12 protein-coding genes and 1 pseudogene are annotated in these 15,253 nt (G+C 29.2%); 10 read left to right on the top strand and 3 right to left on the bottom strand.

Features of this window, described 5'->3' with window-relative positions; genetic code table 11:
* Positions 1–94: 94 nt before the first annotated feature.
* From BM121_RS19500 to BM121_RS19485, 4 genes are all read left to right on the top strand, one after another.
* Complete coding sequence (locus BM121_RS19500; RefSeq protein WP_091485832.1) at positions 95–454, top strand: HesB/IscA family protein; 360 nt, start codon at positions 95–97, stop codon at positions 452–454.
* Positions 455–683: 229 nt separating this feature from the next.
* Complete coding sequence (locus BM121_RS19495; RefSeq protein ID WP_091485829.1) at positions 684–1,718, top strand: tyrosine-type recombinase/integrase; 1,035 nt, start codon at positions 684–686, stop codon at positions 1,716–1,718.
* A gap of 190 nt (positions 1,719–1,908) precedes the next feature.
* On the top strand, positions 1,909–2,181 hold the full coding sequence (locus BM121_RS22505) for a hypothetical protein (RefSeq protein WP_245780859.1): 273 nt from the start codon (positions 1,909–1,911) through the stop codon (positions 2,179–2,181).
* Positions 2,182–4,005: 1,824 nt separating this feature from the next.
* Positions 4,006–4,950, top strand: a complete 945-nt coding sequence (locus BM121_RS19485; RefSeq protein ID WP_091485824.1) for an HNH endonuclease — start codon at positions 4,006–4,008, stop codon at positions 4,948–4,950.
* A 345-nt stretch (positions 4,951–5,295) separates the two neighbouring features.
* On the opposite strand, the gene BM121_RS19480 is transcribed toward BM121_RS19485, so the two are convergent.
* A complete protein-coding gene (locus BM121_RS19480; protein ID WP_091485821.1) occupies positions 5,296–7,173 on the bottom strand; it encodes a DNA-primase RepB domain-containing protein in 1,878 nt (625 codons plus the stop codon).
* Between the two features lie 768 nt (positions 7,174–7,941).
* Between BM121_RS19480 and BM121_RS22755 the strand changes: the two genes are divergently transcribed.
* Positions 7,942–8,187, top strand: coding sequence for a MazG-like family protein (locus BM121_RS22755; RefSeq protein WP_091485818.1), 246 nt, complete (start codon positions 7,942–7,944; stop codon positions 8,185–8,187).
* A 617-nt stretch (positions 8,188–8,804) separates the two neighbouring features.
* On the opposite strand, the gene BM121_RS19470 is transcribed toward BM121_RS22755, so the two are convergent.
* Entirely contained in the window at positions 8,805–10,256 is a 1,452-nt protein-coding gene (locus BM121_RS19470; protein WP_091485815.1) for an AP2/ERF family transcription factor, read from the bottom strand.
* Positions 10,257–10,852: 596 nt separating this feature from the next.
* On the opposite strand from BM121_RS19470, the gene BM121_RS19465 reads away from it, so the two are divergent.
* Positions 10,853–11,809: a DUF4062 domain-containing protein gene (locus tag BM121_RS19465; RefSeq protein WP_091485812.1), complete on the top strand. Its 957-nt coding sequence runs from the start codon at positions 10,853–10,855 to the stop codon at positions 11,807–11,809.
* A 38-nt stretch (positions 11,810–11,847) separates the two neighbouring features.
* Here the strand turns inward: BM121_RS19465 and BM121_RS19460 are convergent, their stop codons facing one another.
* The gene (locus BM121_RS19460; protein WP_091485809.1) at positions 11,848–12,507 is read right to left on the bottom strand and encodes a hypothetical protein; all 660 of its coding nucleotides are present in this window, start codon (positions 12,505–12,507) and stop codon (positions 11,848–11,850) included.
* Between the two features lie 105 nt (positions 12,508–12,612).
* Between BM121_RS19460 and BM121_RS19455 the strand changes: the two genes are divergently transcribed.
* The 4 genes and pseudogenes from BM121_RS19455 to BM121_RS19440 all read left to right on the top strand — a co-directional run.
* Positions 12,613–12,807, top strand: coding sequence for a hypothetical protein (locus tag BM121_RS19455; RefSeq protein WP_091485806.1), 195 nt, complete (start codon positions 12,613–12,615; stop codon positions 12,805–12,807).
* Between the two features lie 411 nt (positions 12,808–13,218).
* Entirely contained in the window at positions 13,219–13,785 is a 567-nt protein-coding gene (locus BM121_RS19450; RefSeq protein WP_091485804.1) for an AAA family ATPase, read from the top strand.
* A 158-nt stretch (positions 13,786–13,943) separates the two neighbouring features.
* Positions 13,944–14,255 (top strand): NIPSNAP family protein, encoded by a 312-nt coding sequence (locus BM121_RS19445; RefSeq protein ID WP_245780858.1) that lies wholly within the window; start codon positions 13,944–13,946, stop codon positions 14,253–14,255.
* 815 nt (positions 14,256–15,070) lie between these two features.
* A pseudogene (locus tag BM121_RS19440) lies at positions 15,071–15,253 on the top strand (hypothetical protein); the annotation flags it as partial.

The following is a 15,253-nucleotide window of genomic DNA, read 5'->3' as shown; positions in this document are numbered from 1 at the left end:
CTTTCAAGCAAAAATATTGAATTACAATGGTTGAATTTGTATACTTGGTCATACAATAAGTATTAAAAATACTTAGAAAAAGGAGTTTTTTTCTATGGTTATTAATATTACCGAAAATGCGAAACATCAAATAGAAGAAATGATGAAAGAAGAGGACGCAGAATCTGTACGTCTTCGTTTTGGTGTCAAAGGTGGCGGATGCAGTGGTCTTTCCTATTCACTTGGATTTGATTATGATGTGAATGATGAATTAGATCATATCGAAGAATCAAATGGTATTCCGTTAACGATCAAGAAGTTTGATATTGATGTGATCGAAGGAACAACCGTCGATTTCAAACAAAACATGATGGGTGGGGGATTCACGATTGATAATCCGAATGCCGTTGTATCATGTGGCTGTGGCTCTTCCTTTAAAGCGAAGGAAAGAGAAGGAACACCTGGAAATTGCTAATTTTAAAGACTGTTGTATCAACGTTTGTTAGAGATTTAATGCTTTTATTTAAAGGTGGAATTTTCCAAAATAAAAATCTCTAAATGGTTATGAATTACAGTAAGAATATGAAGATTCACAAGTGTGAATGTGCATAATAACAACCCCAGATTGATGTAATCGAGGTTGTGAATCACTACCTTTTTGATAGTAAATGTTTAAACAATACTATTGAGGAGGTAGTTTTTTTATGGCTTTAAACAAGAGGAAGAAACGAAAACCAGTAGGAAAAATGTCTAATCAAAAGGAATATCCTAAACTTACGTTGGAACAGGCAATTGATTTAGTCATTTCGGGCAAAAGTGCAGAAGGATTAAGAGAAAGAACCTTGAAGGATTATCAAAAAGACTGGGGGTACTTTGTTAAATGGCTGAATGGTCACTATGAAGTTGAAACGATTGATGAACTAACACCTCAAGTATTTCGGGACTATATAAATTATCTTAAGTATGACGCCCCAAAATACAATGGACATAAATTTATCGATAGTGATAAGCAGGGGATAGGATTGTCAGAAACAACTATTAATATTCGGTTAAGAGTTTATAGGGCAATGTTTAATTACTTAGAAAGAGAAGATTTAATTGAGTACAACCCAATGTCTAATATCAGATTATTAAGGCAGGATATTGATTTAACCAATTGTTTTACCGACGAAGAAGTTAAAGAAATATTGAGACAACCTAACCAAAGGGATTATGTGGGTTACAGGGACTATGTAGCAATGATTTTGCTTTTAGATAGTGGGATACGAGCTAATGAACTATTGAATATCCGTTCATCTAATATTGACTTTCAAACAAGATTTATCACATTAGGTGGAGACAAAAATAAAAACCGTAAACCACGTATTATTCCAATATCTGTTCACACAGTTAAACTTGTTTTACAGCTTGTTAATGAGAACAAACAACATTTTTCAACGGATAGAATATTTTTGTCTTCATATGGTGAACCACTAGGACAAAATCACTTTAACAAAAGGTTAAAATACTATGGAAATAAGGCAGGTATTGAAGGGAAGAAAGTTACAGCCCACGTTTATCGGCACACGTGGGCAAAGAATATGGTAGTAAATGGTTGTGACCCATTTACTCTACAAAAAATTGGTGGTTGGTCAGATATGAGAACTATGAGGAGATATATCCAAATGGATACAGGTGATATTAGAAAAAGTCATGATACACATTCACCAGTTATGAACATGTTAAACAAACGGAAGTAAATTTAAAGTTGAGCACATCATAAAACTAAAACTATTAAATAATTTGATAATGAATTAGTAGAAGCGGGTACAAACCCACTTCTATGTAATTAATATTTTGCTAAAGATTATATCACCTTCTCAAAAAGGGAACATGATCTGACGTAAACTTAGAAGAAATTATTAGACAATATTAGGGGCATAATAACTATTGTTTAATAATGAGGTGGTGAATGGTGCTTATATAAATTACGTTCAAAGTGGACAGTATTTAAGAGTTTTCCAAAATAAAGGAAATCAAGCAGAAGCATTTTTAAACTACATGGTTGAGTGTGAGGTAAATGCGATAATGATGATTTTTTGTTATCTTCAAGACAAAATGAATTTCAAAGATGTACGTGTATCAGCACACACTTTCCGTCATACATTTTGTCATAGACTAGCTATGAGTGGTATGAGAGCATTCGCAATACAAAAAAACTAATGAGACATCAAAACATCTCTGTAACTATGCGGTAGGTTGCAATGTGGGGTAATTAATTGAGGGAACAGAATGATAAATATAATCCGCTAAATTTATTGGATATTTAATAGTGTTATACTGAATGAATTTAATAAATTGTACTTTGTATTGATTAAAGTATTAATTTTCTCTTTTTCAATGGTAGTATATAGGATAATCTTGAAAATTTTGATTTTTATGTTATAATTTTCAAACTTATCGAATAAATTAACGATTAATGTTAGAAAAGACCACTTACTATTGTAGTAAGTGGTCTTTTCTATGTCATAGTGAGTGGGGGAGTGTTTATAGTAATATTAGATTTTGCTTATAAGTGATTGTGCAGTACTGTATATCGTAGCATTGCGGTTCTAATTAATTCATGAACGACGAAATTAATTTTAGCTCTTTTCATAGTATTTTTTAAAAACGTAAAACAAACGTAGAAAACCAAAAATCTCAAAAAGGCTCTATGATAAACAAATTATCATTTTAACAAAAGACATACCACAATTTTTGAAAACAGTAATGACTTTTACTTCTTCTTATTCAACTATTGGATGGCAAAAGGTCAAGAAGAGGATCGTCCAATCGAGGTGATCTTTTTCTAATGGCTAAAATTCAACATGAAAATCATTGGAATATTATGTTAAAATGGTGCGAGAAATATTATGCTAACTAGCAGGTCAGTGGAAGAAGGAATAATTAATTTTTATAGTCCCATTCTAAAAAAGTATTTTTACATAAATACCTTTTTGTGTAAATTGATATTTGACCATTTTTGACTTTTTTGAATATTTGTGATATACTAATTATAGTTAAATAGTTCGTATATTGAGCACTTACGAGTGTAACTGTAGCCCCATCTATACCAGTAGCAATAAGTTTACTCCTGTTAGCAATTGTAGTAAGAATTATCGACTTAAAAATATTGACGGGAGAGATGTCTATGAAGAAATTACCTAGTCTTCTAAATGCAAAATTTCTTTTATCTGTTGTATCGGAAACATTTTGGACAGGAGTATCTGGTATCGCTATAAGTGCTCAGTATATGAGCGAATAAATTTTTAAAAGTCGTCAAATGACGACTTTTTTGTTGCCATTTTTTAAAGTTCATTGTTTAAGGAGAAAGGTGTAGTTATTAATGTATAAGATTGCAAAGCAAAGATGAAGGGTATCTTCGTGAAGAATTATACTTAAACCATGAGGTGCTTTAATCAGTAATGTAGAGGGAACTAATTTGTAAGTAATTATAATTATTATATTTTTTCTTATCCTTCTATCCATTGAAGGAACATTAAAGTAGTTACATAAAACAAATTCTGAAACTCTCGAAGAGTTACGAGAAATGAAAGGTAAGTAATAATTTTTATCCCTTTCTCCATTACATTCCTATCCAAATACTTCTTCGAAATATCTCTCCATTTTATATTTACCTTCGATCAAGTTCGAATTATTTTTTCTCTTCATTGCTTACTACTTCATCTTCCTCCACAACCAAATTCAAAAATATTTCATATGCTTCAGGCAGTTTGTCCTCTGGAAGGTCGTCAATAAACTTGTGCAAAACATTTATCTTTTATCCATTTGGAGTCAGCTCTCACTGTTTTTTAAATTATACCATATTTATGGATGAAAGCATGTAAGTACATAGATTACTATGAAAGGGTCAAAAGATTTAATACTGATATGGTATAATTTACTTAATTAGATGAAACAGTGATAACGGATTTTTTGTGAAAAGGATGTAAATATTGAAAACCGTTTAAAAATTTATAAAAAGAATATACAAAGGAAGTGAACAGTTTGACAATACCAAGAAATATAGAAAAAGAACATATACTCCAAGCATTTGACTCCATTGATGAACATGGCACTCCAAAAGAGAGAGAAGCTACAAAATTTCATGTTCAATATAATAATAAACTTTACTCACCTAAGTATGTAGTATCGATTGCTAACAATTATGTTAACGGTGAACAATTGCACCCAAGTAAGTTTAATGGGGGAGAAGAAGTAAATTCATATCTAAATAATCTTGGTTTTGATATACAAAATAAAATACCTAAGTTAGAGCCAAAAACTCGTTCACGTGAGTATAACAGCTATGGTGATGCTGTTAGAGATAAAATAATATATGAATACCTATTCAATGCTAAAACTCATAGATGGCTTGATGAGAATATAATTGGAATGGATTCTAATTATAGTCGGGGTTATCAATCAATGGGGATATTACATTATATTGGGTTAATAGATAAGCATAAAGGTCTATTTCAAGACAATGATATTAAAGAAGCAATTGAACAACTTAAACATAAAGGAATATCAGAGTTTGCTATAGTAATTGAGTCTTTGGAGAGAATCATAAATAGTAAAAATATTGACGAAGATAAATATGTTGATATAGACGAAGAGAAAGCATTTGCTGAAGGAAAAGAAGCATACAGATTACATAGATACAAAGAAAGAGATCCAAATCTAGTAAAAGAAGCTAAGAAGCTGTTCCAAAAGAAATATGGAGAATTATTTTGTGAAGCATGTGATATTAATTTTGAAAAGGTATATGGAGAGCGTGGGAATAATTTTATAGAAGCACACCATACAAAACCTGTGTCAGAAATGCTAGAGGGAGAAAAGACTAAGGTTGAAGATATTGCAATGCTTTGTAGTAACTGTCACCGTATGATTCATCGAAATCCTATGATTGCTGTTTACGAACTAAAATCAATAATTTTTAAAAGAAGCTAAGTAGAATAAGTGTTATTGAAGTATAAATGAAATTAAGATTTCATCCAGTTTCAATAACTTTGTAAAATGCTTTTCAAAAATAAAGAACTATATCTTTGTAGTTCCATATTTTTTGATCTATCATTAGCTATGTACACAATGCTTGGCTAAATTTTTTATAGCATTTTCTTCTCAAAATAAAAAGATTATTAAATATTGGATTTATCTCGATTAGTAATTGTATGGTTTTCGTTTTAATTTTATGTTTGCAACCTATGTTTTTAACAATTACTAATCCAGATATCCACATATAAGTCATAGTGGTTGCTTACTTAGACTTATTCTATAATTTGATCTATTCTATGATTATTTTAAATTTTCATTAGTAGTAATAATAAAAGGATAACCATTTATTTGAATTCCGAAATTTAGTTTAATTGACTTTTTTAGCCTTATCTTTACGAGGCTATATTTTTCTACTATTTCTGGTAAAATACGTTTTATCAATTTCTCATAATAATTCTTTCTTCCATTTTCACTATAGATAATATCCAGAATTTCTTTTTCACTAGTCCAACACTTATCTTCAATCTGCTGTAATATGATAAGTTCCACTTGCGAAGAAACCTTTAGGCTATTTTCAGAAATTGCTTTTCCATTCATTAGAGGATAAACTCTATTTGCTTCTTCTTCACCTAAAGAACGATAAATAAGCTCTCTGCTAAATCCTTTAACAGTAAAACCAAGTTCCGTGTACTGTATTGCTTTTTCTTGTGAAAAATTCAAATTAACTTTATCATATATAGGAATGGAATAGTAAGAAGTTATTTTTCCATGTTTGCTTTTCCTTGCTATTTCTTTTGCCTTTTTTAACATATGTGATGGAATCTCACTTTCGGGTAATTTTCTTATCAACCCAAGATATGCCAGAATGCTACATCTTTTAGAAATTGTTTTAGAATCCTTGTTTAAATGCTGGGCTAACTTTCTAGTACTAATGAAAAAAACAGGATTACCTTGTGCATCAGTAAAATTTTCTGTATATATATGATCCAATGTAATTTTATGAAATAATAAGAAAAAATCATAATATCTTGTAACAAATTGATTTAATTCTTTGTATCTTAAGCCAAATTCCTGAGAGGAGACCGTTTTTATGTTTTCATTAAGTGCTGCCTCTCGTTCTTGTTTCCATTTAGATTCTGGATATCTTACTTTGAATACTTTCCTTAAGAAAGTTAGGCACTCTGGGGTATCCCAACTGGTTAGACTTTGAATAACTTGTATAATGTTATAACTAACATTACAGGAACTGCTTAAACAGTTATAGATAAAATGCCCTGTTTCTTCGTTTTTAACAAAACCTGCACTTGGAGTATTGTCTTCATGGAATATACAATTAAAGTTATATCCGTCCAGTCCTAAAAACTTTGCAAGATCTTGCTTTTTTAAATAATCATAAACCTGCATATGACTAGTTAATTCAACTTCTTTTGGTTTTATAAGTTGTTGCAACTCAACAATATCTTTATTAATTATTAAATCAATGTGTGAGCCAGCAGGGGGATTAGTACCCTCAATAGAAAGAAATGAATTACATTCCTTTTTACTGTGGGTACTCTTTTCCCTTTTAACAGATCCTTTTACTTTTGGTAATAAAGATATAATATGTTGAATTTCGTATCTATGCCCTTCTGATTGTAAAGTTCTTACTAAAAATTTACTGTCCTTATCCTTACACCAATAATAGTTTGGTACTCGAAGCAATCTATTCGGATTTTTTACAACTGGATCGCCATCAAAATACTCTATCAACCTTTCTTGACATATCATAAAGTCTTGTGCAGTTGCACCATTTTCTAGTAACCAATAAACGTGGTATCCGTTTCGTGTTTCTATAATATAAGAAGGTGGTACTTCAAACTCTGATAATTCGAGTGACTTCTTATATTTGTAATCATTTACTATTTTTGTCTCCATATAATTCCCTTCTTCATCTTTTCCACAATCTAAATCAAGGAATACAGAATTATAGCTTGTGATTTCTTTTGATTTAAAGCCACCTGAATTAACAAGGAAATAAATTTCATAGTCTTGTTCATTGAATTGTGATAATATGTCCTTTGTCTTCTCATTATATAGACCATTGTAATCAAACACATTTTTTTTGTTAATGCATCGAAAATTAATAGATTTCCCTCGATGTACATCTCTAAAAAATTTCTCTGTCTTGTATACTTCCATATAATCTCTCCTTTTTTCCTATAATCTTCTCTCCTTTTTAATGTTTTTTTGTTTTAGCTAATAAAAAAAGCTAGTAGCATCAAAACTAAACAAGATAAACACCATCTTTTGTAGAGATGAGGACACATTTATTCTATAACCTCTACTGAAGAATGATTTAATTGTTTTAATGTTTTGAGCCATAGCTTGATCAAGCTTATGTTGTTGTTGGCTTTTCTGTTTAATGTTATGTGATAATAATACTAGAAAACAAGTTCTTTGTCTAGTGTGAGTAGCTCTGTAGAGCCGTTTTGAGAGATAAATGAAGAGAGGTTTATGCAATGAAATACTGTAAAAACTCTCCTTTAAATTTTTTTAAATTATAATTAAAAATTCAAAATTTAATAGAATTGGCAAATAATATACTTCCAATTTTTATGACAATTAATCGTGATTACTAATCTTTTTTGTATACTTCAATTTATTATATTGAAAGTAAGTATTAAGTGACGATCAACCGTTTGTGTGAGTCAATTTCTAGCTGAATATCTTGATGAAAAAGTAATTCACAACCTATATGGCGTAGAAGGGATGTGTTACTTTTATAAATCACGCAATAGCAATTAAAACAAATAATAACCATGTCCTTTATTTAGGTGTTGACAACTTGATTTATTATAAAGAAATATTGGTTTAAATTAAATAGTTTTCTTAATCAGATCTTTGAGTTTTATGATTCCTGTATTGGTATAGTACCTTTCCTATCAATGTAAAAATAGTGAAGAAGCCATTAGCTATAACTCTGTCAATATTAAGGAAGAATTAGCTGACACATTGATATATAGCATTTTATTAGCAGATGAACTAAATCTAAATATCGAAGAGATAATTTTAGAGAAATTGGATAAAAAAAGAAATACCCTATTTAAAGGGCATATGGTTCGGTTGAAAAATATACAGATTTATAAGCTTAATAGTGTATTTTTGTATTGTATGCTTTTAAATTATCACAATTTGAGTTTTTATCTGTATTAAAGTTATTTTTTAGGGTATAATATATATTAAGTGACGGTCACCATTAGTAGGGTAAGTTACTTTTTATTTTATCAATTAAAGTAACTATTAATGTCAGAAAAGACCTCTTACTATTATAGTGAGAGGTCTTTTCTATGTGATAGAGAAGGTGGGGGAGCGTTTATAGCATTGTTAAATTTTATTTATAAGTGATTGCGCAGTACTGTGTATTGTAACAATAAGGTTCTAATTTATTCATGAACGACGAAATTAATTTTAATTTATTTCTTCTTTCCATAGTATTTTTTTTAAAAAAGTAAAACAAAGGTAAATGGCAAAAATGCTATAACTATTGAAAAAACTAAGGTTACAGTATCAATATGGAAGAAGGTTGTGAAGAAAGATTTAACTAAGATTATTTTAAAGGATATGGGATTACCCCAAAAACTAAAAGACCAAAAAACTTAAAGAGACTCGAACAATTGTCTTGAAATAAACAAGTTATCATCCCCACAATTGTCAATCGAGGCAATCTTTTTCTAATGGCTTAAATTCGCTTGCCTTATAGCATAACAGGGTATTTCGTAGTTTAATAATTCATGAAAGTAAATGCAATTGAGATTCTATTTAGTTAACAATCAAATAATATTTAATGGTTTATTAAATTTATTTTTGGTAATAAAGTTATTATAGGCTAACGCTGCTTCTTTATCATTCTTAAAATAGCCTACATAATATAATTTATTTTTATAATGAAAGGAACATTCCCAATGTTTTCCTCGTTTTTTAACATTTTTGTATTTTGTTTTTTTATTACTTATATAAAAACCATTTTTGATTCTTTCTTCTACAAAACTTTTTTCTTTTTCGGTTAAATAGTTTAAAGTGGTATGCTCTCCTCTTAGTTCAATTGCTTTTTGATTAAAGAAATAAGCAGCTTCAATTTCAGTTTCATATGAACCTATATAAATAGTACTCCCATTTTGTTTGATATTAGCTAAATATTTCCTTTTTTGTTTATTTACATAAGTTACCCCATGAAAGGAGGAACTTCTATTATATTTTGGTGGGAAATATCGCCTATGTTTCTCTGAATATTTAATTGATAGGTTGTGTTGTCCTTCATAATTTTTAGCTAAATACTCAATAAATTGTTCTGGAGTACTATAACTGCTCCTATAAATAGAATGAAAATGATTATGTATAGTTTTTTTTAAAACAACACCAAGCGGATACTTTTTATGTAATTCAATAACTCTTTGTTCAATCAGATTAAGTTCTTTTTTTGAGTATAAACCAATATTTTCTTTGATATAAAGTTTTAATTGGAGAAGTGCTTCTTTAACTATTTTATGGAAGCTATATAAATGATGTATCGTAAGTTTATGTGGATTTCTTTCACCTGTGACTATACATTTATAATTGCAACTTTTAAAGCTTTGTTTTTTCCATTCAACAAGTATATCTCTCAAATGTGTATTTAGTTTTCTAGTTCCACCTTTCCACATGGGATTCTTTTCTTTTGCTGTATTTAATGATTTCTTATCAGATAAACATCCCTTGCAAATTAACCGATTTTCTAAAACACTTTTATAATTTCCGAATTGTGTACCAAGCGATGTATGCTTTGTACATAAAAACTTAAGAGGAGTTCTGTCATTTATATAACGGTTACTCAATAAATTAAAACCTTGCTTAAGAAAGTCTTCTTTAACTTTATAAAGAGAGGTTCTACGTTTGTTAGCTATTTTTTCTGTAACTTTTGATAAATGTGATGGATTCATTACGTTATATTTATTAAGAAATATATCTTCTCTTTTCAACTGTTGACAATCATTACAAGCATCTTTTTCAACAATCAATCTTTGACTATTATATCCTGAATAATTCTTAAGAATCTCTCTTTTAATTCCAATTTCATTACAGTAGTCACACAAAACTTTAACTTTTTTATTAGACTTAACAGGTAGATCTAATACACTTACTTTAAATGTGTCATGATAGCTTGTGAAATGGTATCCTCTTTCCTCATAATAACTTCTATTAGAGCCGACCCATGTTATAATTATTGTTTGTGGTAGTATTAGCATTACTATCGCTCCCGTGTCGTTAGTATTTTAAATACCAGTATCACCACAAATTCAATTCTTATACGACCAAATTATTTATTATTACCAAGTGCAAAATAAAGTATTCATTAATATAAAATAAATTAGGGGAGCTTTTAGCTAATAATTATATATAGAGGGATAGGATTTATAAATAGTTTTAGAAAGCAGATTATGTAAAATTAGTGATTACATGAAGATACTAAACTATCCTATTGTTTGACATGATAAAATCAATCGTGTCGTGAAATTTTTTTGTATGGGTTTATAGAAGGTTTCCAAACAGCAATGTAACTGGTAAGGGTAAACATATTGAAATTAACGAACAAGTTGTCATTTATACTTTAGATATTTTTCTAAAGCTAGCAAGGTATATAGCAGATAACAAATATGTATAAAAAATAAGTAGAGGATACCTAAATAAATATTAATCCATCTATAATAATATTGGAGATGTAAGAGATATTACAAATGTATTTGATGCTGAAATGGTTAAAAAGATAGTTTATCAAATAAAGGATCAGTAAAAAATATGTTAGAATATAGGAAATATGTTCTAATGGTGGTGGCAATTTAAAATGGAGAAAAAATTACAGGTATTTGTTTCATCTACATTTACTGATTTACAAGAAGAAAGACAGGCAGCAGTATCATCTATATTAAATGCTGGTCATATTCCTGCTGGTATGGAACTGTTCAAAGCTGGCGATGAATCGCAAAAAGAAACTATTAAAAGATGGATAGAAGAATCAGATGTATATATGTTAATTCTAGGCGGCAGATATGGAACTATTGATGAAGAGAGTGGGAAGAGTTACACTCATTGGGAATATGAATATGCTGGAGAAAAAGGTTTACCAAGGTTTGCAATTGTTATTGATGATAAAGCGTTAGATGAAAAAGTAAAAATGCATGGACAAAACGTGATGGAACGAGAAAATTATCCATTATATATTGATTTTAAAACAGAAGTATTAAATAAAACTTCTAAATTTTTCTCAGACATCAAAGATATTAAGTTAGCTGTCTTAGAATCATTAAAAGAAAATGAAAGAGATACAAGTTTAAAAGGTTGGGTTTCAGGTAAGGATGTTGGCAATTATGAAGCTATGTTAAAAGAAAATCATGAACTATTAAAGGAATTAAGTAAACTAAGAACAATTAATGACAAGTTAGAAGAAAAACTAAATAAAGAAAATGAAATAGAAGGATACTCTTATCAGGATGTTAAAAAATATCTTATGGATACTAGTATTGACTTTCCTAGTGATTTTACAGAAGAATTAGCAGGAAAATCGATGTCTTTGTTAGATCTTTTCGTAACTTTTAAGGACGTCCTAGCGATTGGAATTCAAAATCAATACGGTATGGATCAAGAAGATAAATTTGTGTTCTTTCGTGTTGCACCAAAATTAATGGCATTTAATTTAGTTGAAAAAATAAAAGTAGCTGGTAAGACATATCAAAGAGTGCAAACTTCTAAAACAGGTCTTAAATTCCTATCTATGTATGAAATGGAAGATTTCAAAAAGTAATTAGTTTATTTTTAAAACACTACTTGATTTTAGTGTATTTATTTTTCGTTGGGTAAAATTTCTGCAATTTGATAAAAAAAGTTATAAAGAATTGAAAGAAATATATAGCAAAAACTTTCATCAAAAGTGACTTCATAATATAACCTTCTATCGACCATATTAACACCAACAACGTTTTGAATAGCTGTTACAAGCTTTTTGTTATCCTTATCAACAGTAAATTCATAGCCTTCATGTGTTAATTTATTTCTAATTGTTTGATAGTTTTTGATTAATCTCCACTCATTTGTATTTGAGGGAAAATCGATATTACATACCTTTGTAAGATATACCTTAGATCTTTCGATTCCTCTATGATTTAAGTCATTAACCTTAATGCTTTTATCATTTTCAAATCTTTTACATAAATTATGTAATTCAACCTCAAGATGTGAATATATAGTATTGAAAAGTGAGGTTCTTAATATTGTTGGAAATTCTTTGTTAAATGAATGATACTCATCTTCATAATGCATCTCGAAAAGTTTATTTTTTTGTTCAGCATTTTGTAATTTTAAGGCTTGAATCCGATCATTAAAGCTTTCTTCGATATTATTTTTTTTAGAATCTAAAAAACTTTCTAACCTGTCGTTATACTCACTAAAATAATCTAATTGGATATTAGCAAAAATACTGAACCAATTCGTATTTATTATCATATTACACACCTCATAAATAATTATTTCAATATAAGATTATTATAAATACAACAATTTGTAAATTAAAATGTAAACTTTATGGTAGTAAAAATATAGAAATTTTAAATGGTAGAAAAACATTGGCTATTTCAATTGTTAGCTGAGGGAGAGTTAACAAAAACAGAAATAGCAAAGCGTTGTGGAATTGCCAGTCAAACTTTATATGTTTGGTATAATGATGATGCTGTATTTAAGGCTGAGTTGGACAGACGATTACAGCAACGTAAGGTCTTAGTAGAAAAGATTATTGATAGTAATTAGAAGATACGGTTAACGCATTGTGGGAATTGGCTGATACGACTAGAGAATGCAAGAATTAAAGCACAAATTCTACAGTACATAATTCGGTTAGGTAAGCATTACATCTAAGCATGAAATAAAAGCTGGAATAAAACATGATTCTGTTAACGAGGATGTATTGTAACAAGAGTTTGCTAAGTTGAAGGATTAGGGGAATAAGCATTATATCTTTTACTTTATCGGTATCATAACTTATAAGTTGTGGTTCATTTTAAAATGAAAATCGGAGAAAAGTTCAAAAGATATTAGAAATTTTATGGTAAGATAAATAGAAATTGTGAAAAATTACACTTAAACTAACGTGGCAGAATAGTTTAACAATTAGCTGAATTAACATGGTGAAATATTCTTATGTGAGAATGAGGGGAAATCATGAAAAGGATAGTAATTATTACAGTGGGTAAAACCCATAGCGGGAAAAGTACATTTGCAAAAGCTTTAGAAAAAGAGCTAAATAACTCTTTTGTTATGGACCAAGATAACCATGCTGAATTTATAAATACTTATTACAAAAAGTTGCAACCAAAACAAGGACCTAATACTTTTAAGCATTCTATCTCAAAGTTAATTGTTGATTACGCTAAAGAACATACTGATTTTCATATTATTACTAGTAGTGCCAATCGAACTAGAAAAGGGAGAAAGTATTTACTGGAAGAAATATATGATAAAAATGAGTTTGTACGTATCTTAGTTCATTTTGATATTCCAGATGAAATTCTTCATGAGCGAGTTATTCATAGTCAACGAAGTTCCAATATATTTAGAGGGGCTTATTCTAATTTTAAGGATGTACTTATTCGCCAACAGGCTGAGTCTCTAAATGAAGACGTAATAGACCCAGAAAAAGGGGAAGCAGACCATTTATTTGTAATTAAAGATAACGAAGAAGCTGACTTTGTAATTAAAGAAATAGTTCATATTTCTGAAAGTTTATGACTAATTTTCAACATCGTGATAAAGGATGTTGTTGAACTAACGGGGGCTTATCTTCAAGAAGAATATACTCCTTTTTATTGAATAAGTTATATAATGTTAACTTGGCGAGTTATTTCAACCAATATTGAAATATATTGATAACGACTTAAAAGGAGAGAGTGAAAAAAACGATGATTTATCGTAGAAAGATGTACAATGTTGATCCAAGTATTTTAGATGATTTTAACGAACATTTTAATAAAACTCTTCTACCAACCCAACTTAAATATGGCTCAAGATTAGTTGGTAGGTGGATGACAAAAAAAGATAACGGTATCATGGAAATTTTTGCTATTTGGGAATATGACAACTATGAAAATTATGAAATTATTGAAAACAAAGTTAAAAGTGATGAAGAACATGTTAAGCGTGTTCAGAATTGGCATAAAAAAAATGGGTGGAAGAGAAAAACTCAAAGAAATATTCTTTAAAATTGACCAAGATTTTTTAGAAACAACTGTCCCATTAGATAAAACTATCTTGTCAAAAAAGTAAACTCTCTTATTAAACTAAAGGGTGGCAAATATTGAATAAGGAGTTGTCGATGTGGCAGCTCCTATTGTGTTAAAAGGCAGTTTAATGTAATAAGAATTAAAATATATTTTGAGTGAAATGAGGTGTTCTTGTGGAATTATGGATTACTATAATGTTATTAATTACATTTCTTGTTTCCCTTCTGAAATATGTATTAGGGCATAACATAAGCAGTTTTAAGCAATTTTTTATCTACTCAGTAGGAACTACATAACTACATTTGCATTAGGGGTATTGTTTGCTTCAATTAACTTATTAGCACTTAATTTATTCAGTTAAAGGGTGCAAATATTGAATAGGAAGTTGTCGATGCGGTAGATCCTATTGCGCTAAAGAAAAAGTAAAGTAGAACAATGTTACGATACGTTTTTATAATTTGAGGAGGTGTTCATAATTTCATTTAAAGTACAGTTAGTAATTGTGGGTTTAACACTTTTAATTCATCGCTTAACAGCCCCATTTAATCCATTTTATTACGGAAGCGAACCATTAGGATTTATCGTTGACTTTGGCGTTTTTATTGGAATATGGATTATATTAGAACTTGTCATTAAAAAAATATTCAATATAGAAACTAAAAAATAAAGTTGAAAGATTATTAAACTAAAGGGAGCTAGAGTTGAACAAGAACTACATAAATAATGTCCTATTTTAAAAGATTTTTCAGTCACTTTATAGAATTTATAAACAATTAGAAAGGGGGATGATGGTCTTGAGATTCACTGAACGTACTTTAAGAGTTCTTAAAAATGGAGAAAAGGAAGCCGAAAAGACAACCAAGATTGTTTATCCAGTTCATTTACTATTAGGTATGTTGCTCGAAAGAACTGCTGTGGGTGCTGAACTATATATTACTTATCCAAAACTTAGGGATATATTAAATGAACGAGTTAAG

It is taken from the genome of Gracilibacillus orientalis, assembly GCF_900114645.1.
GTDB classification, from domain to species: domain Bacteria; phylum Bacillota; class Bacilli; order Bacillales; family Amphibacillaceae; genus Gracilibacillus; species Gracilibacillus orientalis.
Note: the sequence above shows the minus strand (reverse complement) of the source record. Positions and strands in the feature narration are given on the sequence as shown.

What these genes read in the sequence shown, in the direction of transcription:
- BM121_RS19465 (WP_091485812.1), top strand. Translation starts at nt 10,853, where the DNA reads ATGGAGAAAAAATTACAGGTATTTGTTTCATCTACATTTACTGATTTA.
- BM121_RS19495 (WP_091485829.1), top strand. Translation starts at nt 684, where the DNA reads ATGGCTTTAAACAAGAGGAAGAAACGAAAACCAGTAGGAAAAATGTCT.
- BM121_RS19480 (WP_091485821.1), bottom strand. Translation starts at nt 7,173, where the DNA reads ATGGAAGTATACAAGACAGAGAAATTTTTTAGAGATGTACATCGAGGG.
- BM121_RS19450 (WP_091485804.1), top strand. Translation starts at nt 13,219, where the DNA reads ATGAAAAGGATAGTAATTATTACAGTGGGTAAAACCCATAGCGGGAAA.
- BM121_RS19460 (WP_091485809.1), bottom strand. Translation starts at nt 12,507, where the DNA reads ATGATAATAAATACGAATTGGTTCAGTATTTTTGCTAATATCCAATTA.
- BM121_RS19455 (WP_091485806.1), top strand. Translation starts at nt 12,613, where the DNA reads ATGGTAGAAAAACATTGGCTATTTCAATTGTTAGCTGAGGGAGAGTTA.
- BM121_RS19470 (WP_091485815.1), bottom strand. Translation starts at nt 10,256, where the DNA reads ATGCTAATACTACCACAAACAATAATTATAACATGGGTCGGCTCTAAT.
- BM121_RS19500 (WP_091485832.1), top strand. Translation starts at nt 95, where the DNA reads ATGGTTATTAATATTACCGAAAATGCGAAACATCAAATAGAAGAAATG.